This window comes from Thermohahella caldifontis, from assembly GCF_041153465.1.
In the GTDB taxonomy this organism is placed as follows: Bacteria; Pseudomonadota; Gammaproteobacteria; order Pseudomonadales; family Oleiphilaceae; genus Thermohahella; species Thermohahella caldifontis.
This window is the reverse complement of the sequence record NZ_CP154858.1, coordinates 2,969,101-2,989,002: the sequence shown is the minus strand read 5'-3', so window position 1 is coordinate 2,989,002 and position 19,902 is coordinate 2,969,101. Positions and strand designations below refer to the sequence as shown.

Genomic DNA, 19,902 nt, shown 5'->3' with positions numbered 1-19,902 from the left:
AGCAGGTAAAATCCCCGCTTCGATATCCAACTGCGTGGAGACGTCATGCTCACACCCCTGATCGCCCCGTCCATCCTGTCTGCAGACTTTGCCCGGCTGGGCGAGGAAGTGGATGCGGTGCTGGCCGCCGGTGCCGACATCGTGCATTTCGATGTCATGGACAATCACTATGTCCCCAATCTGACCATCGGCCCCATGGTCTGCAAGGCCCTGCGCAATTACGGCATCACCGCACCCATCGACGTGCACCTGATGGTTCAGCCGGTGGATGACATGATCCGCATGTTTGCCGACGCCGGTGCCACCTACATTACGTTCCACCCGGAAGCCAGCCTGCATGTGGACCGCTCCCTGCAACTGATCCGGGATCTGGGCTGCAAGGCCGGCCTGGTACTCAACCCGGCCACCCCCCTGAACGTGCTGGATCACGTGATGGACAAGCTGGACATGATTCTGCTGATGAGCGTGAACCCCGGTTTCGGCGGCCAGAAGTTCATTCCGTCAGCCCTGGAAAAACTGCGCCTTGCCCGGCAGCGCATTGAGGCCAGCGGCCGGGAAATCCGACTGGAAATCGACGGCGGCGTCAACCTCGACAACATTGCGGACATTGCCGCAGCCGGCGCCGATACCTTTGTGGCCGGCAGCGCCATCTTCAACGCCGGTGACTATGCCGCCACCATCACCGAAATGAAGGCACGCATTGCCGCCGTGCGGGGCCAATGAGTCCTGCCGGGGCCCTGCTCTTTGATCTGGATGGCACGCTGGTGGACAGCGTGCCCGACCTCGCGCAGGCGCTGGACACGGCACTTGGCCGGCTTGGCCTGCCCCGGCAGGCGAATCCCGCACCCGGGAATGGGTGGGCAATGGTGCGGCAAAGCTGGTAGAGAGGGCACTCGCATGGGCACTGGGCCATGCACCGGATGAAGCCCTGCTGAATCAGGCCCTGGCCGGATTCATGGACGCATACGGGGCAAGCCGGCACACCGACACACGTGTCTTCCCCGGTGTCATCCCCTTTCTGGAGTCGGTTGCACCGCACTGGCACCTGGCTGTTGTCACCAACAAGCCGGAACGCTTTGTCGGCCCCATCCTGACGCAAACCGGTCTGGCCCCGTACTTCTCCGGCATCATCGGCGGTGATACACTGCCCGTGCGCAAGCCGGATCCCGCTCCGCTGCTGACCGCCTGCAAACAACTTGGCGTACCGGCACGGCGAGCCATCATGGTCGGTGACTCGGTCACGGACGTTCGTGCTGCCCGCAATGCCGGCCTGCCGGTGATCGCCGTTCCCTATGGCTACAATCATGGTGAACCGGTGGCCGCTGCAGGACCGGATCATCTGGTGGACCGGCTGGATCACCTGACTCATGACTTTCTGCTCACCCTGTTGAACCAAGAGGCTTTGGACGGCACATGACAGACACCTCCCTCCCCCTCCGTCGCCGGGTTCCCGTCATCCGGGAAATCATGGCAGACCTGGACACGCCCCTGACCACCTACCTGAAGCTGGCCAGCGGTCCGTGGAGTTATCTGCTGGAATCGGTGGAGGGCGGAGACAAGTGGGGCCGGTACTCCATCATCGGTCTGCCCTGCCGGGAGCGTCTGGAGGTGCGGGGCACGACACTCAGGCGTTTCGTGGGCGACGCCTGCGTGGAAACCCTTGAAACCGCTGACCCGCTGGACTGGATTGCCCGTTTTCACAGTGCCTACGAAGTGACATCCGACCGCCCCCTGCCCCGCTTCTGCGGCGGACTGGTGGGCTATTTCGGTTATGACACCGTGCGCTACGTGGAACCCAGACTGAAGGATACCTGCCCGCCGGATACTCTCGGGACGCCGGATATCCTGCTGCTGGTTTCCGAACAACTGGTGGTCTTCGACAACCTCTCGGGCACCATGCTGCTGATCACGCACGTGGATCCGGACGCCCCCCATGCCATGGCCGAGGCAAAAGCGGCCCTGGATGTGCTGGAAGCCCGCCTGCGCGCACCGGTGCCGGACGACATGGTGCATCCGCCACAGCTGCCCCCGACGCCGGAATCCGCGTTTGTCTCATCGTTCGGCCAGGATGCCTTCGAGGCGGCGGTGGAGAAAATCCGCGATTACATTCTTGCCGGTGACCTGATGCAGTGCGTCATCTCCCAGCGCCTGAGCGCACCCTGTGCCGTGGCGCCCATGACGTTCTACCGGGCCCTGCGCTGCCTCAATCCCTCGCCCTACATGTACTGTTTCGATTTCAGGGACTTTCACGTGGTCGGCTCGTCACCCGAGATCCTGGCCCACGTGGAAGACAATGTGCTGACCGTGCGCCCCATCGCCGGTACACGCCGCCGGGGCCGTACCGAGGAGGAAGACCGGGCACTGGAAGCCGAACTGCTGGCCGATCCCAAGGAAATTGCCGAACACCTGATGCTCATCGACCTCGGCCGCAACGACGTGGGCCGGGTCAGTGAAACGGGTACGGTAAGGGTCACGGATCAGATGATCATCGAGCGCTACTCCCACGTCATGCACATCGTCTCCAATGTGAAGGGACAGCTCAGGCCCGGTGTCAGTGCCATGGATGCCCTCAAGGCCACCCTGCCCGCCGGCACACTCAGCGGTGCTCCCAAGGTGCGGGCCATGGAAATCATCGACGAGCTGGAGCCGGTCAAGCGCGGGATTTACGGTGGTGCCGTGGGCTATCTGTCCTTCCAGGGCAACATGGATACCGCCATTGCCATCCGCACGGCAGTCATCCGCGACGGCCAGATCCACATTCAGGCCGGAGCCGGCGTGGTGGCCGACTCCATCCCCCGGTTGGAATGGAAGGAAACCCTGAACAAGGGGCGCGCGCTGCTGCGCGCCCTGACGCTGGCGGAAAACGGCCTCAGACGATCAGGCTGACTTCCTGTCATCGTCGGATGACAGGCGTTCCCCGGACTTGTCCGACAGCACTTCCACCAAGCTGTCCGGGGAGACCTGTCCGGTCAGATGCCCTTCCTCATCCAGTACCGGCAAGGGATAGTCGCTGGTGAGGGTTTCAGGAATGATTTCTTCAATCACCGCATCCTCGGTGACAGTCGGCACATCTTCCAGCACTTCGGGGCCGAGTTCGGTATCTTCACCTTCCTTTTCTGCCAGCTCTTCGAGACGCTCCTGACAGACGACACCCACATAACCCTCATCGGTTACCACGTAACCGAACTCGGTGGCGCCCTTGCGCATCTGTGCCAGGGCCTCCCCAATGGTTTCCGCGTTGATCCGCAGGGCCGGGGGCTTCATTACCGTTTCCACGGTCAACGCCCGGGCACGATTCACATCACGGACAAAGGCATCGACATAATCATCAGCCGGATGCAGCAGGATCTCCGCCGGTGTGCCGATCTGTACCACCTCGCCATCCTTGAGAATGGCAATCCGGTCACCCAGACGCAACGCCTCATCCAGATCATGTGTAATGAAGATAATGGTCTTGTGCAATTCGGATTGCAGCGCAATCAGCTGATCCTGCATCTCGCTGCGGATCAGCGGATCCAGTGCCGAAAAGGCCTCATCCATCAACAGCACATCGGTTTCCGTACAGAGCGCCCGGGCCAGCCCCACGCGCTGCTGCTGTCCGCCCGAGAGCTGCCTGGGGTACTGGTCGGCATAGCCGGTAAGCCCCACCACTTCGAGCCAGTGGCGCGCCCGTTCTTCCCAGACTGCCCGGGGCTCACCGCGGATAGCCAGACCATAGCCCGCATTCTCCAGCACCGTACGATGGGGAAACAGGCCGAAGCGCTGAAACACCATGGCCATGCGCTCACGGCGCACGGTTTCCAGCTCACTCTGGGAGAGCCGCACGATGTCCGTGCCATCGAGCAGAATCTGCCCTTCGGTCGGGTCAATCAGACGGTTGAAATGGCGGATCAGGGTGGACTTGCCGGAACCGGACAAGCCCATGATGACGAAGATCTCACCGCGCTGAATATCCAGATTGATATTGCGCAGACCAAGCGTATGCCCGGTCTCTTCCAGAATCTTTGCCTTGCTCTCACCGGCATGCACCCGCGGCATGACCGACTGCGGATCCGGGCCGAATACCTTGAACAGGTTTCTCACGCGAATCAGCGGCTGGTTGGCATCATTCATTGCTGGTCTCCTCCCAGATGTGCCTGAGTGCGTTTGGCAAAGGCCTGAGACACCCGGTCAAAGACAATCGCCAGCGCCACAATGGCCAGACCGTTCAGCAATCCCAGCGTGAAGTACTGATTGGTGATGGCCTTGAGTACCGGCTGGCCCAGGCCCTTCACACCAATCATTGAGGCAATGACCACCATGGCCAGCGCCATCATGATCGTCTGGTTCACACCGGCCATGATGGTCGGCATGGCCAGCGGCAGCTGCACCCCCCACAGACGCTGGCGCGCATTGGCACCAAAGGCGGTCGCGGCTTCCAGCACTTCCTTGTCCACCAGCCGGATACCCAGATTGGTCAACCGGATCACCGGCGGAATGGCATAGATCACAACCGCGATCAGGCCCGGGATCTTGCCGATCCCCAGCAGCATGACCACCGGGATGAGATAGACAAAGGCAGGCATGGTCTGCATGACATCCAGAACGGGCGTCACCCAGCGCTGCACACGATCCGAACGTGCCATCGCGATACCGATGGGAATACCCAGAACAATTGCCAGGAAAGTGCAGACCAGAATCATGCTCAGCGTCCGCATGGTGTTGTCCCACATGCCGAAGTAACCGATGAGCAGGAAGGTGACGGCAACGGCCACCACCATCTTCAGGCTTCGGCTGGCCAGCCAGACAATCCCCAGAATCACCAGCAACACGGACCACCAGGGTGCGGCCAGCAGGAGCTTTTCAAGCCAGACCAGCAGCGACAGCAACGGGTCAAAGAAATTCTCGATGCTGTCCCCGTAAGTCCGGGAAAAGTTGCGGTAGGCCTCATCCATGGCCTTCCTGAGATGAACCAGGTCCGCCCGGTCCATCTGCGGAAACTCCCAAAACGGGCTTTTTGACATGAAACTCTACCTGCTATCTCTGTCTGTCTATACGGATGCGGCTCAAAGCGCGTCTTCAACCTTCCTGGCCACCGCGGCAGGCACCCAGGACTTCCAGAGATCCTTGTAGTCCTCCAGAACGTGCCTTGCAGCGGTCTCACCGTCAGCCTGGTTGTCTTCCATCCAGGCCAGCAACTCGTTCATGGTCGCGTTATCAAAACTGCGCTTTGACAGATACGCCATGACTTCCGGTGCGCGCTTGGCAAAGGGTGCCACCACAATGGTATCCACGGCCGAGGGCGGGTAGGCCGTCGGTTTCGGGTTCAGACAGTCAGGCTGCGTAATGCAGGTCCGGAAGTGTTCCACATCCACACCGGCACCAAAGTCCACCTTGACCATCTTGTATTTGCCCAGAATGGCCGTGGGTGCCCAGTAATAACCAAACCAGGGTGCCTTGCGCTCGTAAGCCTTGGCGATGGAACCTGCCAGCGCCGCACCTGAACCCGGATCCACATATTCAAAACCCGCGTCCGCCAGCTTCAGCGCCTTGAACAGGTTGGTGGAGGAAATCTGGCAGTTCCAGCCCGCGGGACACCCGTAAAATGCAGACTTGTCCGGATCTTCCGGGTGCTTGAAGAGCCTGGCATGCTTGCGTACACCATCAATGGTCTTCATTTCCGGATACTTTTCCACGAGATAGGCCGGCACCCAGAAGCCTTCCTCACCACCATCCGAGAGCGTGACACCGGCCTTGACCAGGCGACCTTCCCGGATACCCCGGTCAAGCGCTTCCTTCATGGAATTGCTCCAGAATTCGGGCGCGATATCCGGCTCGCCCTTTTCAATCATGGAGGCACCGGTGGGCTGTGTATCGCCCGGCACCAGTTCGGCATCACAGCCGTAACCTTCCGACAGAATGATCCGGTCCAGGTTTGCGATCAGGGTTGCAGAGTTCCAGTTCATATCGGCGATCGTGACTGCACCGCACTCTTCCGCCTGGGCCATGGAAACAGCACCGGCACTGAATGACAGCGCAGCGACAACGGGAGCAACGAGTTTTTTCATCATGGGTAAACCTTGTTCTGTTTGATTGTGAATCGTGAGCGGAGTTAACCGTTCTGACAGCCCTGAAATCGGGCCAAAGATACATGCAAAACATAACTTGTTGTTTTTAAAGCATACCCAAACAGTATAACATATCTGACAGGGATCTGCAGGGCGGCTCGCCAGCGCGCCTGAAAACGGGTATTCTTTGCGCTTTCCACTGATTGCAATGCCGGGGACGACATCATGCTGGTCATGATCGACAACTACGACTCCTTTACCTATAACGTGGTGCAATACCTGCAGGAACTGGGCGCGGACGTGCGCGTGTTCCGCAATGACCAGATCACGCTGGATGAACTGGAGGCCCTGGCGCCGGAGCGCCTGGTCATCTCACCCGGACCCTGCACCCCGAACGAGGCGGGCATTTCCATGGACGCCATCCGCCACTTTGCCGGACGCATCCCCATCCTCGGCATCTGTCTGGGGCACCAGAGCATCGGCCAGGTCTTCGGTGGCCGCATCATCCGCGCCAAACGGGTCATGCACGGCAAGACCTCCGACATCTGGCACACCAACACGGGCGTGTTCACCGGCCTGAGCAATCCGTTCACCGCGACCCGCTACCATTCACTGGTCATTGACCCCGAAACGCTGCCCGACTGTCTGGAAGTGACGGCCTGGACCCGCAATCCGGACGGCAGCCGCGAGGAAATCATGAGCGTGCGACACCGGGAAATGCCCATCGAGGGCGTCCAGTTTCACCCGGAGTCCATCCTGACTCAACACGGCCACGACCTGCTCGCCAACTTCCTCGGACAACAGGCGTAGCAGGCACCGTCCCGCTTGGGTACAATCAGCCTTCAATGGCACCTCAACACGACAAGAACAGGCAGGAGCAGGCATGGACATCAGAACAGCACTGGCACGGGTGACACAGCATCAGGATCTCTCCACCGATGAAATGAGCGCCGTGATGCGCCAGATCATGACCGGCGAGGCCACACCGGCCCAGATTGGCGGCTTTCTCGTCGGACTGCGCATGAAGGGCGAAACCATCGAGGAAATCACCGGCGCGGCCACCGTCATGCGCGAGCTGGCCACCCCCGTCCACGTCACCGGCGAGCATCTGGTGGACACCTGCGGCACCGGCGGTGACGGTGCCAACCTGTTCAACGTCTCCACTGCGGCCGCCTTTGTGGTCGCGGCGGCGGGCGGCAAGGTCGCCAAGCATGGCAACCGCTCCGTCTCCAGCGCCACCGGCAGCGCAGACGTGCTGGAAGCGGCGGACGTCAATCTGGTGCTCACCCCGGAACAAGTGGCCCGCACCATCGAGGCCGTAGGCGTGGGCTTCCTGTTCGCGCCGGCTCACCACAGCGCCATGAAGCATGCCATCGGCCCGCGCCGGGAAATGGGCATCCGCACCATTTTCAATGTGCTGGGCCCCATGACCAATCCGGCCGGCGTCAGGAAGCAGGTCATGGGCGTGTTTGATGCCCGCCTCTGCGAGCCGCTGGCCCAGGTGTTCAAACGGCTCGGCAGCGAGCATGTGCTGGTGGTGCATGCCGATGACGGACTGGATGAAATCAGCCTCGCCGCACCCACACAGGTGGCCGAGCTGCGCAACGGGGAAGTGACCACCTACACCCTGACACCGGAAGACGTGGGGTTGGCCACCGACACCCTGGATGGCCTGAGCGTCTCCAGCGCCGAAGAAAGTCTGGGGGTCATCGAAGCAGCACTGGGTGACAGTCAGGAACCCGTGGCCGTGCGTGCACGGAACCTGGTGGCACTCAATGCCGGGGCCGCCATCTACGCCGCGGATCTCGCCGACACCCTGAAGGCCGGCGTGGAGCAGGCACTGGATGCCATCGGCAGCGGCCTGGCGCTGGCCAAGATCGAGGAACTGGCAAGCTTTACCCGTATCTTTGCACAGGAAGATGAGGCCTGATGAGCGAAACGCCCACCATTCTCCGCAAGATCATTGACCGCAAGCACGAGGAAGTGGCTGCCCGGGAACGGCGCCTGCCGCTGGCCGTGTTGCGTGACAATCTCGTTCGGGCACCGGTGCCGCGGGGCTTTGCCCGGGCCATTGCCGATCAGCTGCACCGGGAGCAACCTGCCGTGATTGCCGAAATCAAGAAGGCGTCTCCCAGCAAGGGCGTAATCCGGGAAGATTTCGACCCGGCGGCCATCGCCCGAAGCTATGAAGCCGGCGGGGCCACCTGCCTGTCCGTGCTGACCGATGTGGACTTCTTTCAGGGTGCGGACAGCTACCTGATCGCCGCACGCAATGCCTGCCAGCTTCCGGTATTGCGCAAGGATTTCATCGTCTCCGAGTATCAGGTGTATGAAAGCCGGATGATCGGTGCCGACTGCATTCTCCTGATTGCCGCCGCGCTGGACAGCGCCACCATGACCCGCCTTTGTGATCTGGCCCGTGAAATCGGTCTGGATGTGCTGGTGGAAGTGCACAATGCCCGGGAAATGGAAGCTGCCCTGCCCCTGAACACACCGCTGCTGGGCATCAACAACCGGGACCTGCACACTTTTCACGTGGACCTGAACACCACCATCGAACTGATCCCGGACATCCCCGCCGGCAAGATCATCGTGACCGAAAGCGGCATTCACACACGGGATGACGTGGAGCTGATGCTGCGCCACGAGGTGCATACCTTCCTGGTGGGTGAATCCTTCATGCGGGCAGAAGATCCGGGCAGCCAGCTGAGAACGCTGTTCTTCCCCGAATCCGCAGCCTGAATCCCGACCTCAGGGGCACTGTCCCTGAGGTCGCGGGCCTGCCTGTTCGGGCATGGCCCGCAGAAGAAGCGTCATCGGGTACCGTACACCACCATGGTCTTGCCCTTGACCTGCACCAGCCCCTGTTCTTCCAGCGCCTTGAGCACGCGGCCGACCATTTCGCGTGAACAGCCGACAATGCGGCCGATTTCCTGACGGGTGATCTTGATCTGCATGCCGTCCGGGTGCGTCATGGCATCCGGCTCCTTGCACAGATCCAGAAGCGTACGGGCCACGCGGCCGGTCACGTCCAGGAAGGCCAGGTCTCCAACCTTGCGGGTGGTCTGGCGCAGGCGCGTGGCCATCTGCTCGCCGATGAAATAGAGGATGCGGGGATCTTCCTGGGCAATCTCGCGAAACTTGGTGTAGCTGATTTCCGCCACTTCACATTCGGTCTTGGCCTTGACCCAGGCACTGCGACAGTCTTCATTGTCAAACAGCCCCATCTCGCCGAAGAAATCGCCCGCATTGAGGTAGGCCATGATCATTTCGCGCCCGTCATCATCCTCGATGATGACCGTCACTGATCCCTTGATGATATAGAACAGGGAATCACTCTTGTCCCCTGCATAGATGATGGTGCTTTTGGCCGGGTAACGCCGGCGATGGCACTGGCTCAGGAAATAGTCCAGATGCTTGGTTTTGTTTTCGACGGTTCTGGTCAGTGTCGCCATAGAGTTCTGTCCCACCTTTGTGAACTGCGAACGCAGGAGTGATATTGTTGTTCAGAAACTTATACCAACTTCCCGCGTGCGCAGCAACTTCGCTGTGTGAACAGTATAGACCAATCTGGCGAATCAATCCTTGTCACCCAGCGGAAAGCCGAACAGGTGATTCACCCGGCATTCCTGACACAGATCGAGCACATCCAGATTCACCTTGGGATCCGACGCCAGCCGCGCACGCACGGAATCCAGTACCCGTCGCGACATGATGGGTGCCCCACAGCCCCGGCAGCGGGCCTTTTCCACCTCAAACAATACGACAGGCTGTGTCCGGCGTTCAGGTGCCAGCTCCAGCCCCGGTTCAATGCGAATCGCCTGCTCCGGGCAGCCGCTGGCGCAAATGCCGCACTGCGCGCAGCGCAGGGTACTGAATTCAAGGCGGTCTTCGGCATCATTGGCGCTCAGGGCGTCCACCGGACACAACTGCACGCAGCCCAGACACTGAGTACAGGCTTCCGGATTGATGACCACACGCCCCAGCGGAAAGCCCTGCGGCCGGGCGAGAAAGCCTTCATCCGCAGGAATCAGGCGTGCCAGGGCATCACCCAGCAGGCGCGCCTTGTCCGTTTTCCAGGTGCGGAATGAAGACGGCAGCGGCGTCACCTGCGCCGGGATCACGGGCTCATCGTTCGCCTCGTATACATCCGTCACCACCAGTCTGGGCACATCCAGAATGCTGTTCCAGTGCGCAACCTCATCCCGTATCAATGCCCGGGTACTGGCAGGCACACCCTGCGTCACCAGGTGTACACGGGCCCAGCCCATGGCCAGCAATGACAGCCACAACTCTGCACCAAAACTGATCACGGAAGGCAACTGGACATCCAGCACACCGGGTGTCTCGGGAACGGGTACCGATGCGATGCGCACCGTTCCCGCTGCATCAGTTCCCCTCTCATGCAGCGCATCCAGCGCTGCAGTCAGCACGCCCTGCAGGCTGGGATAGTCGTAACGGATGGCACCCGTGGGACACGCCATGACACAGGTGCCGCAACCGTGACAAAGTTCCGGCTGCACCTGAATCATGCCGTCCTCGCTCCTCAGCGCGCCGGCCGGACACACCTCCAGACAACGGGTACAGCCCTCGTGGCCGAGATTGAAATGAGCACAACGTTCCGGCCTGTGCTGCACATGCCGGGGAATGGAAACCTGCTTTTCGCCCGCCAGGGCCAACTGCGCCCGTGCAGCCTCGGTCAGGGTGCCGTCCGGCAAATGGAGGTAACCGGGTGGTGCCATCTCCGTGGCGAAGGCACCGGCAGGACGGGCATCAATGATCCAGTCCCAATGGTTGTCGGAGCGCCCGCTGAATACGCCGAGATCCTCATCCTGATCCCTCAGGCGAAGGCGGGTACTGAAATGTCCCAGCCAACCTTCAATCCGGTCCGGTGCAGCCGGTATACGGTCACGGAAACAGGCCGCATCCTGCTCAGAGGGCGAGGCCCCTGCCGCGACGAGCTTCAGTCCGGCCGCCTTGAGCGCGTCGGCCACCCCCGGCGCCAAACGGTTTGCGCCCAGTACCAGCGCATGGCCCGCGTTATCCAGTTGCAGCATTTTTAGGGGGGTCAGGGCAACTTCAAGTGCACTCATGCGTCTTCTGTCTCCAGTGTGGCACGAAGCTGGTGAACGGCATCATTGAGGCCGGCCATCCACGCCTTGTAAAAGGTGCTGCGCGCATGCCGCTGCGCCTGTTCCAGCCAGGCCGGCACCCAGGGCAGCAGATGATTGCGCAGGGTGTAATGATACAGTCGCTGAAACCGTTCGGCCGCTTCCGTATCCCCTTCATCAAGGGCTTGTGCCTGACCGAACCGCTGGGCGGCAAGACAGAACAACAGGGTTGACACGTGGTCATGGGCATGGCTCAGCCCCTCCGGACGGACAAAACCCGAGCGGGCGAACAGATCGGCCAGATGCGCCATCAGCTGGACCATGTCACCGCCGTCCGGCATGACGGCCGACTGCATGGGGGGTGTCGGCCCCCCTTCCTTGTACACCCCTGAAAACAGGCGCACATAATCCTTGCGGACCTCCAGCCAGCCGGCATCGGAATCCAGCGCCTCCTCCAGCCCGGCCAGCCACAGTACAGCCATCGGATCCTCGGGATCCGTTTCCCGTGCGGTCTCCAGGGCCTGACGCAAAGACACCAGCCGCTCACGGGCTGGTGTCTCGGCGCTCAGTTCGGCCAGAAGCCACAGGGTCTGACTCTCGGTTCTGAGCTCTTCAGTATGTGTCATGCCACCTCACTCGTCGGTCGTGGACGGTGTGTAGAAAGTCGTTGCGATACCGCCTTCCTGATGACACCCCAGACACACGCTCTTTTCAAACTGTCCCTTGGCCTTGGCAGGGAAAGGCTTGAACTTGGAGAAGTTCAGCACGCCTTCCCGATACTTGGGCTTTCCGTGACAGGTGGAGCAGTCCAGCATGAGCACATCCGAGTGAATCACATGGAAGCGGCCATGCTCCCGGTCCAGACCGGGACCCTGCTCGATGTTGATCTCATGGTTGCGCAACTGCTCCGCCACGCGGGACAGTTCGACACTCTTGACCGGCTTTTCTGCCCAAGCCGTTGAGGCCGCCACGATCAGTGCCGCGGTTGCAAGTTTGGTCCACATTAGTAGTCCCCCCTTCAAGCACATAGTACACCTGCGGGTGCGTGCCGAATTCTTCCTTCAGGCGCGCTGCCTTTTTCTCGCCAATGATCCGCACCACTTCGCTGCTCGGATCCTCGATATCGCCGAAGTGCCGTGCACTGACCGGGCAGACCAGGTCGCAGCTCGGTGTATACTCCGGGTCCTTGCCGATCCGGTCCACCTTGCCATCGGCCACCGCCTTGTCCAGCTTGTGAGCACAGAAGGTGCACTTCTGATAGGTCTTGCCCTTCTTGCGATGGGTCGGATGGCGCTCGCTGTCCGGGATTGCCTCGTAGGGGGTCTTGTCCTGCCCCGGGAAGAGGTTATCAATGTTCTCCGCCCTGGTTTCCTGCGGCACCCCATAGGGGCAGACCGCAAAGCAGTAACCACAGCCGATGCACTTGTCGTAGTCGATGATAACCACGCCCAACTCGTTCTTGCTGATGGCCTGCACACCAATGGCGTCACAGGCCTTCTTGCAGGCCGGCTCTTCACAGTGCATGCAGTTCATGGTTGAGAAAACCGTGCGCGAATAGGGGTACTTGCCCACCTCCCGCTCGATCATCATGTTCCAGGGGGCGCCCGGCGTGAAATGGTTTTCCACGTGACAGGCGGCGATACAGGAGCGGCAGCCCATGCAGCGCTCCATGTCAATTACACGTACAAGCTTTGTCATGGTATCCGCTCCTTAAGCCTTGTAGACCTTGCACTTGGTATCGTTGAAGCTGTTCATGCCGGCAATGAGATCCGGATGCAGCTCCAGTACCGGGTTGATCCAGGTGCCCTTGCGCGCCCAGTCGGGATAGGCCACGCCGATGTTGCCGTAGTGATAGGACACGGACACCACATCCGGATGCTGCCCTTCCACCACCTTGGCCACGGCACGCGCCTTGCCGACACGGGTTTCGATGATCACTTCGTCGCCATTGCGGATCCCGAGCTTCTTCGCTGTCTGCTTCTGGATCAGCATGAAGTTGTGATCCGTATCCGGCCCGAGGTTGTTCAGGATCGGGTTGAAGGACATGTTGCCCGCCTGGTTCCGGTACATGCGCTTGTAGGTCGTCAGATACAGCGGATAGTCCTTCGCCTCACGGTGTGGGGTCGGGAAGGCATGTTCCTTCGTGGGCACCGGCGAGAGGGCGACCTTGTAGCGCTCGAGATCAATGGCATCAATGCCATGCTTCTGCTTGAGATCGGCAATCTTCTCATAGGTATGCAGTAACTGCTCGGCATAGAAATTGATCTTCGGCTTGCCGGCCCCCTTGTAGTGTTTCTCGACGCCGTGGTGATACATATCCTCCGGCTTCTTGTGCTTGCCTACAAAGGCGTGCTCTTCCGCATAACTGAAGGGCTTGCCTTTGGTTTTTTCAAGCCACAGAGCAGCCACCAATTCCTTCGGTGTGATACGGGGATTCTTCGGATCCAGCGCATACTTCTTGAGTTTGAAGTTCTTGTTGATGTTCTTGATGTAGTCCTCATAGAAGCCTACACGGCGAGCCAGCTCCAGCATGACTTCCTGGGCACTGTACTTCACACCATATGCACGTTCCTTGACGACAGGCTGCCGGATTGCCACATGAGACGTGTCAGCCGTCCAACGGGTGGGCGCAAACTGATAATCCTCCAGATAGGTCACGTCCGGCAGGACAATATCAGCCACCTGCGTAACATCGGTCAGATAGATATCGATCACCACATTGAAGGTCTTGGCATAACCTTCAAACTGCTTCAGGGCCTCCGAGGTGGAGAATGGTCTGTTAGTGGCATAGAAAATGTTCATCTCCGGCTTATAAGGCAAGCCGTACTTTTCAGGATCAAGCTGTGTCAATGCGACCTGCTGTGCGACATTATGTGTGGCATAAGGGAAGAACACAGACTCCTGCAGATCCACACGCTTGGGCGGATACTCGCACTTGGCCACCTTGCGGCTCTTGTAGTCCGGGTTGACATGGTGCAGGAGCTGGCTGCCCACCGCATCCATGGCACCGACCAGCATCATCAGGATGAGGCCGGAACGCCAGTTCTGCACACCATACTCCTTGGCGGCCATCCCGCGGAAGGTATGCACAACCACCGGCCGGTAACGATACTCTTCCCCGTCAATCTTCACTGTGGCACCGATACGGGCCTTTTCGCCAAACTCGCGGGAAAGTTCCAGCAATGTCCGGGCAGGAACGGAAGTCACCTCTTCCACATACTCCGGCGTAATCTCCTTCAGGCTGTCCACAAAGGCTTCGAAGGCAGTACGCACCTTGCGCCCCTGCACGGTATAGCTGCCGCGCAATGCGGGCCGGACGCCTTCCTTGAAGGGCCGGGCGGTCTTCGTCACCGTATCCCAGACCAGATCCTCACCTTTGCTGTTGCGCAGAATCTTGCCGTCCGCACCCACCAGCGAAGTGGAGTTGGTGTATTCAACCAGAAACTCCTCGTCGATGTAGCCCATCTCGATGAGCTGCTTCGCCATCCCCAGGCAGAACAGGACATCCTTGCCCGGGCGGATGGGCACCCATTGATCCGACTTGGCTGCTGCACTGGAGTGACGCGGATCGAAATAGACCATCTTCATGCCGCGCTCACGCGCATCCAGAATCTGATGATCCAGCCAGCGTGCCCACTGCTCGGCTTCATAGGGGTTGGCCCCGAAAACCAGCATCAGCTCGGTCTGCTTGAGGTCCGGCATCCAGGCATGGCCGCCCCAGGTGGTTTCATCTGCCACATGGCGCGCTGATTCGCAGACAGTCGTCCTGTGTACCACGTTGGGTGTGCCGAATGCCTTGGCCCATGCCTTTGGAAACTTGTCCTGGATCAGATACTTTCCGTGTCCGTGCTGCCAGACAAGCTTTGATGGGTTCTCTTCTCTGATTTTCTTGAGCTTGTCTGCAATGGTATTGAGCGCTTCTTCCCAGCTGATTTCCACCCAGCCCGGGTCTTCATTCACACCCTTTTTCGGATTGGTACGCTTGAGCGGCTTCTTCACCCGGTACGGGTTATAGGTGTTGAACACCCCGGAAACCCCTTTCGGGCAAATGCCGTCGTTGTAGAATTCCTTGCGGGCTTCATCCGGATAGATGGCCCGGATGACGCCGTTCTGGCGCTTGACGTTGATACCACAGAAGTTCACACAGTGCACACAGGTGGACTTCACATAATCCACAACCGGGCCCTTGGCGGCTTCGGCTGCATTGGCCTTGTTGACGGCGCTGGCGATCAGGGTCGGCGCCACAGTAATCTGTGCGGCGGCTCCCAGGGCGCCCATGCCCTTGATAAATCCTCGACGCGTGGTTTGCATAACTGCCTCCGGAAATCTGCGAGTTCGATCAGTGATCATCTTTGAGCGTGTTGGCGGCTTTGAATTCAGGTCGCACAGGTTGCGCTTCGTGCACCAGGTTGTAATGACACCCGATACAGGAAATCCCCTGCCGCTTGGCTTTTTCATGCTCACGCGCGACACCCGGCCGTCCGGACATGGGGTATCCGGAAGGATCGTTGTGACAGCGTTTGCACGGCGCCGAATCCACGGAAACAAACCAGTCCCGCGCATTGTGCGCCATTTCCTCGCCCAGCGTATCCTGCAACTCCGGGTCGGTCAGGTGACCCTTGGCGATCCCCAGCACCAGGCTGCGGATACCCGAGGACACATGATCCCAGGTTTCAAGATAGAACCCCTCACGCGTGTGGCATTGACCACACTCGGCAGTGACGCCGAACCGGTTCATGCGGTGATTGGACGTCTTGAACGTCTCACTCTCCACAATCGACGCGTGACACAAACCGCAGAATTCAGTTGTGGCCGTCGCTTCATTGAAGGCTTCCTGCCCGATTGTCAGGAAGTGGCCCGCCAGAACTCCCACGATCAGCAGAGGCAACACGGATAAAAAGGTCTTCAATCGCCTGCTCATACTCTCTCGGCCTCTATTTCTTTTAGAAAGTGGGCGCCGAGGAACGGCTCCCCGACAGGTTTACAATACCCCTTTGGTGGAAAGGCGATTTGACACCGGTCAAATTCACCGGCTTTTTCTTACGGCTTTGTAAGAAAGCCGTCGGGAGGCGCTTGCTATTCAATCGGGGCGGGCACTAGGGTTTCGCGACGGATTGTGTTAAATTTGCCCAACGGTGGCATACAGCCTCACAGTTTGTTTTGCATCAAGGCACATCATGTCCGAATACTCCCCCGCTGAAGAACGTCTCAATACCCTTTCTCACGGTGCCGGCTGCCTGCTGGCCCTGGCCGGTCTCGTGGCCCTTGTCATGCGAGCGCAGGGCACGATTGAAGTGGCCTGTGCCGTGGTCTATGGCCTGTCAATGGTGCTGCTGTTCCTGGCCTCCACCCTCTACCACGGTGCCAAACGCCCGGAAATGAAGAAGTGGCTGAAAACCCTGGATCATTCCGCCATCTACCTGCTGATCGCAGGCAGCTACACCCCCTTCCTGCTGATCACCCTCAAGGATTCGGTCGGGGTGCCCATGACACTGGTCATCTGGAGCCTGGCGGCGGCAGGCGTCGGATTCAAGCTGCTGGCCGGCCAGCGTTTTCCGAAAATCTCGCTCACCACCTACCTGCTCATGGGGTGGCTGGCGCTGGTGATCATCTACCCGCTTTACGTGGCACTGCCCGGTGAGGCCCTGTGGCTGCTTGCAGGGGGTGGTCTGCTCTACACCATCGGTGCCGTGTTCTACGCCATGAAGGGGGTGCCCTACTCCCACGCGATCTGGCATCTGTTCGTGCTGGGCGGTGCAGCGATGCACTTTGCGTCCATCTACGGGTACGTGCTGACAGCGTAATCCCATCCGCGACAGGCCGCTCAACAATCACACGGCTTTGTGGTACGCTTCCGCCGCGATAGTCAGCGGTGGAGGACACCCAAGCATGAAAACGACCATTACCTGGGGCGGCGACGCCAAGTTTGTGGCAGAGTCCGGCTCCGGACACACCCTCATCATGGACGGCCCGCCCGATCACGGGGGCAGGAACCAGGGACCGCGTCCCATGGAAATGCTGCTGATGGGCCTGGGCGGCTGCACCAGCTTTGACGTGGTCCACATCCTGAAAAAAAGCCGTCAGGATGTAACCGGCTGCCGTGCCGAAATCACCGCCGAACGTGCCGACGCGGTGCCCGCAGTGTTCACGCGAATTCATGTGCATTTCATCATTTCCGGCAACAATCTGCGCGAGAACCTGGTGAAAAAGGCCGTTGAGCTCTCTGCGGAGAAGTACTGTTCGGCATCCATCATGCTCGAACGCGGCGGCGTGGAAATTACCCATAGCTACGCGATTCAATCTGGTGCATAATTCGCGTTTCGCTTGAAGGGCCTGCGCAAGCGGGCAGCATGCCGGCTCAATGCCGGCGGGGTTTGGGCCAGTCGTGAGGATCCGGAATGAAGCCTAAGCTTAAACTGCACGGGTTTAACAACCTGACCAAGTCGCTCAGTTTCAACATCTACGATATCTGTTACGCGCAAACGCCATCGCAGCGCGAAGAGTACATCGCGTATATTGACGAGCAGTATAACGCCGAGCGCCTGACCCAGATCCTCACGGACGTGGTCGATATCATCGGTGCGCACATCCTCAATGTTTCACGTCAGGACTACGATCCCCACGGCGCTTCCGTGACCATGCTCATTGCCGAGCATGAGGTTGCGCCGCCGAGTCATGCCACGACGGAGAGCCCCGGCCCGCTGCCGGAAACCGTGGTAGCCCACCTGGACAAGAGCCACGTGACCGTGCACACCTACCCGGAAAGTCACCCGGACAACGGGATCAGCACCTTCCGTGCGGACATCGACGTATCAACCTGTGGCCTGATCTCGCCCCTGAAGGCGCTGAACTACCTGATCCACAGCTTTGACTCGGATATCGTCACCATCGACTACCGTGTCCGCGGCTTCACCCGCGATACCGACGGCATGAAGCACTACATTGATCACGACATCAATTCCATCCAGAACTTCCTGAGTGAAGATACGCGCAATGCGTATCAGATGATTGACGTCAACGTGTATCAGGAAAACCTGTTCCACACGAAGATGCTGCTCAAGGAGTTCAATCTGGACAACTATCTGTTCGGCACCGGGGTGGACGCCCTGAGCCCTGAAGAGCAGGAGAGCATTGCCAAGCGCCTGCGCAAGGAAATGCTGGAGATCTTCTACTCGCGCAACATGCCGGATCGTTGATTCGCAGCCCCCTCGGGGGCTGTGCTATGCTTCGGGCATCCACACCGGGAGATTTCTCATGCCTGATGCCCGTGATCTGGCCCTCATCATTGCCTCAAAGACACCACTTGTGGTGGTGGAATCACATGAAGAACAGCATGTTCTGGACTTGCTGACCCGCGTGGCCATCCGGCAGGGCATGACCCTGTATACCTGGACCATCACGGAAGGTCTCAACCGGGCCGGCGGCTTCGGATTCGAGCTGAGCCGGGAAGATCCGCTGAAAGACCCGGGCGCCGTGCTGGAACATATCAAGCAGGCGCGCACGCCCGCACTCTATGCCCTCTGCGACTACCATCCGTTTCTGGAGGGCAGCCCCGAGCGGGTGCGCCTGGTCAAGGACATTGCCCTGCGTTACGGCCAGCTCGGCCATACACTGGTGTTCATCAGCCACCAGATGACGCTTCCCCCGGAGATACGGCGTTATTCGGCGCGTTTCAGCCTGCGCATGCCGGACGCGGAAGAAATCCTCGCCATAGTCCGGGAGGAAGCCAACAAATGGGCCCAGCAACATGGCAGCAAGGTGAAAGCGGATGGGCGCGCACTCAATGCCCTGGTCCGCAACCTGCAGGGCCTTTCATGGAGTGATGCCAGACGGCTTGCCCGGGCGGCCATCTTCGACGACGGTGCCATCACGCCTTCTGATCTGCCGGCCGTGAACAAGGCCAAGTTCGATCTGCTGGATCTGGAAGGGGCCGTACGCTTTGAACTGGATACGGCCCGGTTTTCCGAGGTGGGCGGTCTGTCCCATCTCAAGCAGTGGCTGATGCAGAGACGTGGCGCCTTTCTGGAGGGCCGGCAGCCTCAGGGACTGGAGCCCCCACGCGGCATTCTCCTGCTGGGTGTTCAGGGCGCCGGCAAAAGTCTGGCAGCCAAGGCCGTGGCCGGACTTTGGGAGCTGCCACTGATTCGCCTTGATATGGGCGCGCTGTACAACAAGTATGTGGGTGAAACGGAGAAGAACCTGCGCGAGGCCCTGCAGATGGCCGAACTGATGAGCCCCTGTGTCCTCTGGATGGATGAGGTGGAGAAAGGCCTGGCTCAGTCCGACAGTGACGATGGTGTCTCGCGCCGCCTGCTGGGCACGCTACTCACCTGGATGGCCGAGCGCACCCATCCGGTCTTTCTGGTTGCCACCGCCAACGATGTCTCGCGCCTGCCACCGGAGCTGATGCGCAAGGGCCGCATGGATGAAATCTTCTTCGTGGATCTGCCGGATGAAAGCGTGCGCCGGGAGATCTTTGACATCCACCTGCGCAAGCGGCAACTGGAACCCATTCAGTTCGACCTCAATGCGCTGGCCCAGGTTTCCGAAGGGTTTTCGGGGGCAGAGATCGAGCAGGCCATTGTTTCCGCCATCTACCACAGCGCCCACAGTGAAAAGCCATTGGGCACGGAAGACATTCTCCATGCCCTGCATGCCACCCAGCCCCTTTCCGTGGTGCGCTGCGAGGATGTGGAGGCCCTGCGGCAGTGGGCCGCCGGCCGCTGCGTGAACGCCGGCTGACG

At 60.0% G+C, this 19,902-nt stretch carries 21 protein-coding genes; 11 read left to right on the top strand and 10 right to left on the bottom strand.

Annotated elements, in window-relative coordinates; all coding sequences use genetic code 11:
• The first annotated feature begins 45 nt into the window (after positions 1-45).
• From rpe to trpE, 4 genes are read left to right on the top strand one after another with little or no spacing between them, the layout of a single operon-like run.
• Complete coding sequence (gene rpe / locus AAIA72_RS14520) at positions 46-723, top strand: ribulose-phosphate 3-epimerase (RefSeq protein ID WP_369601007.1); 678 nt, start codon at positions 46-48, stop codon at positions 721-723.
• Positions 720-884, top strand: a complete 165-nt coding sequence (locus AAIA72_RS14515) for a hypothetical protein (protein WP_369601006.1) — start codon at positions 720-722, stop codon at positions 882-884. Before rpe ends, AAIA72_RS14515 begins: the two co-directional genes overlap by 4 nt.
• Positions 857-1,417, top strand: coding sequence for an HAD-IA family hydrolase (locus tag AAIA72_RS14510; RefSeq protein WP_369601005.1), 561 nt, complete (start codon positions 857-859; stop codon positions 1,415-1,417). The genes AAIA72_RS14515 and AAIA72_RS14510 overlap by 28 nt, the downstream gene beginning before the upstream one ends.
• Positions 1,414-2,886, top strand: coding sequence for an anthranilate synthase component I (gene trpE / locus AAIA72_RS14505; RefSeq protein ID WP_369601004.1), 1,473 nt, complete (start codon positions 1,414-1,416; stop codon positions 2,884-2,886). The genes AAIA72_RS14510 and trpE overlap by 4 nt, the downstream gene beginning before the upstream one ends.
• Here trpE and AAIA72_RS14500 read toward each other — a convergent pair.
• From AAIA72_RS14500 to AAIA72_RS14490, 3 genes are read right to left on the bottom strand one after another with little or no spacing between them, the layout of a single operon-like run.
• Positions 2,878-4,113 carry a glycine betaine/L-proline ABC transporter ATP-binding protein gene (locus AAIA72_RS14500; RefSeq protein ID WP_369601003.1) on the bottom strand — a complete coding sequence of 412 codons (1,236 nt, stop codon included), beginning with the start codon at positions 4,111-4,113 and terminating at the stop codon, positions 2,878-2,880. The two genes, trpE and AAIA72_RS14500, sit on opposite strands and share 9 nt — an antisense overlap.
• Complete coding sequence (locus AAIA72_RS14495) at positions 4,110-5,003, bottom strand: ABC transporter permease (RefSeq protein ID WP_369601002.1); 894 nt, start codon at positions 5,001-5,003, stop codon at positions 4,110-4,112. The genes AAIA72_RS14500 and AAIA72_RS14495 overlap by 4 nt, the downstream gene beginning before the upstream one ends.
• A gap of 42 nt (positions 5,004-5,045) precedes the next feature.
• Entirely contained in the window at positions 5,046-6,047 is a 1,002-nt protein-coding gene (locus AAIA72_RS14490) for an ABC transporter substrate-binding protein (RefSeq protein WP_369603013.1), read from the bottom strand.
• 225 nt (positions 6,048-6,272) lie between these two features.
• Here AAIA72_RS14490 and AAIA72_RS14485 point away from each other — a divergent pair, with 225 nt between their 5' ends.
• The 3 genes from AAIA72_RS14485 (at position 6,273) to trpC (ending at position 8,789) form a co-directional block, all read left to right on the top strand.
• The gene (locus tag AAIA72_RS14485; RefSeq protein WP_369601001.1) at positions 6,273-6,857 is read left to right on the top strand and encodes an aminodeoxychorismate/anthranilate synthase component II; all 585 of its coding nucleotides are present in this window, start codon (positions 6,273-6,275) and stop codon (positions 6,855-6,857) included.
• Between the two features lie 73 nt (positions 6,858-6,930).
• A complete protein-coding gene (gene trpD, locus AAIA72_RS14480) occupies positions 6,931-7,977 on the top strand; it encodes an anthranilate phosphoribosyltransferase (protein WP_369601000.1) in 1,047 nt (348 codons plus the stop codon).
• Positions 7,977-8,789: an indole-3-glycerol phosphate synthase TrpC gene (trpC, locus tag AAIA72_RS14475; RefSeq protein ID WP_369600999.1), complete on the top strand. Its 813-nt coding sequence runs from the start codon at positions 7,977-7,979 to the stop codon at positions 8,787-8,789. The genes trpD and trpC overlap by 1 nt, the downstream gene beginning before the upstream one ends.
• Positions 8,790-8,860: 71 nt before the next feature.
• Here the strand turns inward: trpC and crp are convergent, their stop codons facing one another.
• The 7 genes from crp to AAIA72_RS14440 form a co-directional block, all read right to left on the bottom strand.
• On the bottom strand, positions 8,861-9,502 hold the full coding sequence (crp, locus tag AAIA72_RS14470) for a cAMP-activated global transcriptional regulator CRP (protein WP_369600998.1): 642 nt from the start codon (positions 9,500-9,502) through the stop codon (positions 8,861-8,863).
• A 123-nt stretch (positions 9,503-9,625) separates the two neighbouring features.
• Positions 9,626-11,140: a 4Fe-4S binding protein gene (locus AAIA72_RS14465; protein WP_369600997.1), complete on the bottom strand. Its 1,515-nt coding sequence runs from the start codon at positions 11,138-11,140 to the stop codon at positions 9,626-9,628.
• Complete coding sequence (locus AAIA72_RS14460; protein ID WP_369600996.1) at positions 11,137-11,784, bottom strand: molecular chaperone; 648 nt, start codon at positions 11,782-11,784, stop codon at positions 11,137-11,139. Before AAIA72_RS14460 ends, AAIA72_RS14465 begins: the two co-directional genes overlap by 4 nt.
• A gap of 6 nt (positions 11,785-11,790) precedes the next feature.
• Positions 11,791-12,060: a hypothetical protein gene (locus AAIA72_RS14455; RefSeq protein WP_369600995.1), complete on the bottom strand. Its 270-nt coding sequence runs from the start codon at positions 12,058-12,060 to the stop codon at positions 11,791-11,793.
• Complete coding sequence (locus AAIA72_RS14450) at positions 12,047-12,856, bottom strand: 4Fe-4S dicluster domain-containing protein (RefSeq protein ID WP_369600994.1); 810 nt, start codon at positions 12,854-12,856, stop codon at positions 12,047-12,049. Before AAIA72_RS14450 ends, AAIA72_RS14455 begins: the two co-directional genes overlap by 14 nt.
• Before the next feature lie 12 nt (positions 12,857-12,868).
• Complete coding sequence (locus tag AAIA72_RS14445) at positions 12,869-15,469, bottom strand: molybdopterin-dependent oxidoreductase (RefSeq protein ID WP_369600993.1); 2,601 nt, start codon at positions 15,467-15,469, stop codon at positions 12,869-12,871.
• A gap of 28 nt (positions 15,470-15,497) precedes the next feature.
• Entirely contained in the window at positions 15,498-16,079 is a 582-nt protein-coding gene (locus AAIA72_RS14440) for a NapC/NirT family cytochrome c (protein WP_369600992.1), read from the bottom strand.
• Positions 16,080-16,335: 256 nt separating this feature from the next.
• On the opposite strand from AAIA72_RS14440, the gene AAIA72_RS14435 reads away from it, so the two are divergent.
• The 4 genes from AAIA72_RS14435 (at position 16,336) to AAIA72_RS14420 (ending at position 19,900) form a co-directional block, all read left to right on the top strand.
• The gene (locus tag AAIA72_RS14435) at positions 16,336-16,962 is read left to right on the top strand and encodes a hemolysin III family protein (RefSeq protein ID WP_369600991.1); all 627 of its coding nucleotides are present in this window, start codon (positions 16,336-16,338) and stop codon (positions 16,960-16,962) included.
• 85 nt (positions 16,963-17,047) lie between these two features.
• A complete protein-coding gene (locus AAIA72_RS14430; protein WP_369600990.1) occupies positions 17,048-17,470 on the top strand; it encodes an OsmC family protein in 423 nt (140 codons plus the stop codon).
• Between the two features lie 86 nt (positions 17,471-17,556).
• Positions 17,557-18,354: an adenosylmethionine decarboxylase gene (gene speD / locus AAIA72_RS14425; protein ID WP_369600989.1), complete on the top strand. Its 798-nt coding sequence runs from the start codon at positions 17,557-17,559 to the stop codon at positions 18,352-18,354.
• A 58-nt stretch (positions 18,355-18,412) separates the two neighbouring features.
• Positions 18,413-19,900 (top strand): AAA family ATPase, encoded by a 1,488-nt coding sequence (locus AAIA72_RS14420; RefSeq protein WP_369600988.1) that lies wholly within the window; start codon positions 18,413-18,415, stop codon positions 19,898-19,900.
• Positions 19,901-19,902 lie beyond the last annotated feature (2 nt).

What these genes read in the sequence shown, in the direction of transcription:
- rpe (WP_369601007.1), top strand. Translation starts at nt 46, where the DNA reads ATGCTCACACCCCTGATCGCCCCGTCCATCCTGTCTGCAGACTTTGCC.
- AAIA72_RS14515 (WP_369601006.1), top strand. Translation starts at nt 720, where the DNA reads ATGAGTCCTGCCGGGGCCCTGCTCTTTGATCTGGATGGCACGCTGGTG.
- trpE (WP_369601004.1), top strand. Translation starts at nt 1,414, where the DNA reads ATGACAGACACCTCCCTCCCCCTCCGTCGCCGGGTTCCCGTCATCCGG.
- AAIA72_RS14500 (WP_369601003.1), bottom strand. Translation starts at nt 4,113, where the DNA reads ATGAATGATGCCAACCAGCCGCTGATTCGCGTGAGAAACCTGTTCAAG.
- AAIA72_RS14495 (WP_369601002.1), bottom strand. Translation starts at nt 5,003, where the DNA reads ATGTCAAAAAGCCCGTTTTGGGAGTTTCCGCAGATGGACCGGGCGGAC.
- AAIA72_RS14490 (WP_369603013.1), bottom strand. Translation starts at nt 6,047, where the DNA reads ATGAAAAAACTCGTTGCTCCCGTTGTCGCTGCGCTGTCATTCAGTGCC.
- AAIA72_RS14485 (WP_369601001.1), top strand. Translation starts at nt 6,273, where the DNA reads ATGCTGGTCATGATCGACAACTACGACTCCTTTACCTATAACGTGGTG.
- trpD (WP_369601000.1), top strand. Translation starts at nt 6,931, where the DNA reads ATGGACATCAGAACAGCACTGGCACGGGTGACACAGCATCAGGATCTC.
- trpC (WP_369600999.1), top strand. Translation starts at nt 7,977, where the DNA reads ATGAGCGAAACGCCCACCATTCTCCGCAAGATCATTGACCGCAAGCAC.
- crp (WP_369600998.1), bottom strand. Translation starts at nt 9,502, where the DNA reads ATGGCGACACTGACCAGAACCGTCGAAAACAAAACCAAGCATCTGGAC.
- AAIA72_RS14465 (WP_369600997.1), bottom strand. Translation starts at nt 11,140, where the DNA reads ATGAGTGCACTTGAAGTTGCCCTGACCCCCCTAAAAATGCTGCAACTG.
- AAIA72_RS14460 (WP_369600996.1), bottom strand. Translation starts at nt 11,784, where the DNA reads ATGACACATACTGAAGAGCTCAGAACCGAGAGTCAGACCCTGTGGCTT.
- AAIA72_RS14450 (WP_369600994.1), bottom strand. Translation starts at nt 12,856, where the DNA reads ATGACAAAGCTTGTACGTGTAATTGACATGGAGCGCTGCATGGGCTGC.
- AAIA72_RS14445 (WP_369600993.1), bottom strand. Translation starts at nt 15,469, where the DNA reads ATGCAAACCACGCGTCGAGGATTTATCAAGGGCATGGGCGCCCTGGGA.
- AAIA72_RS14440 (WP_369600992.1), bottom strand. Translation starts at nt 16,079, where the DNA reads ATGAGCAGGCGATTGAAGACCTTTTTATCCGTGTTGCCTCTGCTGATC.
- AAIA72_RS14435 (WP_369600991.1), top strand. Translation starts at nt 16,336, where the DNA reads ATGTCCGAATACTCCCCCGCTGAAGAACGTCTCAATACCCTTTCTCAC.
- AAIA72_RS14430 (WP_369600990.1), top strand. Translation starts at nt 17,048, where the DNA reads ATGAAAACGACCATTACCTGGGGCGGCGACGCCAAGTTTGTGGCAGAG.
- speD (WP_369600989.1), top strand. Translation starts at nt 17,557, where the DNA reads ATGAAGCCTAAGCTTAAACTGCACGGGTTTAACAACCTGACCAAGTCG.
- AAIA72_RS14420 (WP_369600988.1), top strand. Translation starts at nt 18,413, where the DNA reads ATGCCTGATGCCCGTGATCTGGCCCTCATCATTGCCTCAAAGACACCA.